Source organism: Blastomonas sp., from assembly GCF_041747255.1.
Lineage (GTDB): Bacteria > Pseudomonadota > Alphaproteobacteria > Sphingomonadales > Sphingomonadaceae > Blastomonas.
This window is the reverse complement of the sequence record NZ_JBGTFM010000052.1, coordinates 1-2,105: the sequence shown is the minus strand read 5'-3', so window position 1 is coordinate 2,105 and position 2,105 is coordinate 1. Positions and strand designations below refer to the sequence as shown.

General features: G+C 65.2%; 2 protein-coding genes and 1 pseudogene. 1 reads left to right on the top strand and 2 read right to left on the bottom strand.

What is annotated here, in order from left to right; all coding sequences use genetic code 11:
* Nucleotides 1-546, top strand: a 546-nt coding sequence (locus tag ACEW8G_RS01990) for an A24 family peptidase (protein WP_373486773.1), incomplete at its 5' end; no start/stop codon positions are given.
* Nucleotides 547-647: 101 nt separating this feature from the next.
* On the opposite strand, the gene dnaJ is transcribed toward ACEW8G_RS01990, so the two are convergent.
* Together dnaJ and dnaK are read right to left on the bottom strand one after the other, a co-directional pair.
* Nucleotides 648-1,787 carry a molecular chaperone DnaJ gene (gene dnaJ / locus ACEW8G_RS01985; protein WP_373486774.1) on the bottom strand — a complete coding sequence of 380 codons (1,140 nt, stop codon included), beginning with the start codon at nt 1,785-1,787 and terminating at the stop codon, nt 648-650.
* Nucleotides 1,788-1,901: 114 nt separating this feature from the next.
* A pseudogene (gene dnaK, locus ACEW8G_RS01980) lies at nt 1,902-2,105 on the bottom strand (molecular chaperone DnaK); the annotation flags it as partial.

Genomic DNA, 2,105 nt, shown 5'->3' with positions numbered 1-2,105 from the left:
TGTGCGCGATGCGGTGCGAGCATTGGCAGGGACGCGCTGTGGATTGAGCTGCTCGCGGCCAGCATCGGCGCACTGGCGATGGCCGTGCAACCCGGATGGGAGGGCGTGGCATTGGCCGCGTTCGGCTGGCTGCTGCTGCCGCTGGCGTGGCTGGATTTGCGGCATTTCTGGTTGCCGCATCGGTTGACCGCGCTGCTGGCGCTGGGCGGGATCGTCAGCGGCCTCGCTGGCCTTGCCCCTGCCCTCACCGAGCGGCTGATCGGCGGGATAGCCGGTTTTGCGCTGCTTTGGCTGGTGGCCTGGGGCTACCGGCGGGCACGCGGCCATGATGGCATGGGCGGCGGCGATCCGTGGCTGATGGGGGCGATCGGGCTGTGGCTGGGCTGGCAGGCGCTGCCGATGGTGTTGCTGGGTGCGAGCGGGCTGGGGCTGATCGTCGCGCTGGTGATGCAGCGGCGCGGGGGCAACGTAACAGCTGCGAGCCGATTTCCGCTGGGCACGTTACTGGCGATTGCGGCGTGGCCGGTCGGGCTGTGGCTGACATGACACTCTGTTCTCCGGCGGAGGCCGGAATCCAGGAGGCAGATGGCACTGCAGTCGCCCTGGATTCCGGCGTTCGCCGGAAAACAGCAGGCTGGCGAAAAAGCCTACTCGCCGATGCCGTCCCACATTTCCTTGAGCTTGGCGAAAAAGCCGGTGCTTTCGGGGCTTTCCTGTCCGGTCTCGGTCGCCTGGAATTCGCGCAGCAGTTCCTTCTGGCGGCTGGTCAGCTTGGTCGGTGTCTCGACATCGATCTGGATGACCATGTCACCGGTGCCGCGTCCCTGCAGAACGGGCATGCCCGCGCCGCGCTGGCGCAGCTGCTTGCCCGACTGGATGCCGGCGGGAATATGGATGCGGTGACGGCTGCCATCGAGCCCCGGAATCTCGATATCGCCGCCCAGCGCGGCTGTGGTGATGCTGATTGGCGCACGCGTAAGCAGCGTCGTGCCGTCGCGCTCGAAGATACGATGCCGCGCAACATGGATGAAAATATATAGATCGCCCGAGGGCATGCCGTTCGGCCCCGCCTCGCCCTTGCCCGACAGGCGAATGCGAGTACCGTTGTCGACGCCAGGCGGAATATCGACCGACAGCGTCTGCGCCTTGTCGACACGGCCCTCGCCGCCGCACGCGCGGCACGGGCTTTCGATCACCTTGCCGCTACCATGGCAATTCGGGCAGGTGCGTTCGACCACGAAAAAGCCCTGCTGCGCCCGCATCTTGCCCGATCCCCCGCACAGGTTGCAGGTGCGCACCTTGGTGCCCGGCTCCGCGCCCTTGCCCTCGCAGGTGTCACAGGTCGCCGCGACATCGATGGTGATTTCACTGGCCTTGCCGTGATAGGCCTCCTCCAGCGAGATTTCCATGTCATAGCGCAAATCAGCGCCGCGCACCGGGCCGCGTCTGCCGCCCGCGCCGCCAAAGCCACCGCCGCCACCGAAAATGGTGTCGAAAATGTCGCCAAGGTCTGAAAAGCCCTCCGGCCCTTGGCCGCCGCCACCGCCCGACATGCCGCTTTCATAAGCTGCATGGCCAAAGCGATCATATGCCGCGCGCTTTTGCGGGTCTTTCAGGCAGTCATAAGCCTGGCTGATTGCCTTGAACCTGGCCTCGGCTGAGGCATCGCCCGGGTTGCGATCCGGGTGCCATTGCATCGCCAGCTTGCGATAGGCGGATTTGAGCGTGGCGTCATCAGCGGTCCGCGAGACGCCGAGCAACTCATAATAGTCGGTGGCTGTGGTCATGGTCATAGGTCGCGATTCTTCATGCAGCGGCCGGACGGGATCACCGGGGGGCTGGCTTTCGCCAACCTTCCCGATCATCCCGCCCGGCTGGACTGTCTGTCATCAATCCGGCAATCAGTTTTTCGCGTCGCCGTCAACTTCAGAGAACTCGGCGTCAACCACATCGTCCTGCGGAGCCGTCGCTTCGGTATCGGGCGAGGCAGCAGCGGCCTGTTCCTTCTCATAGATCGCCTGACCCAGCTTCATCGCGGCCTGCGCCAGCGCGTCGGTCTTGGTCTTCATGGCAGCATTCTCGCCGCCTTCGATCGCGGTCTTGAG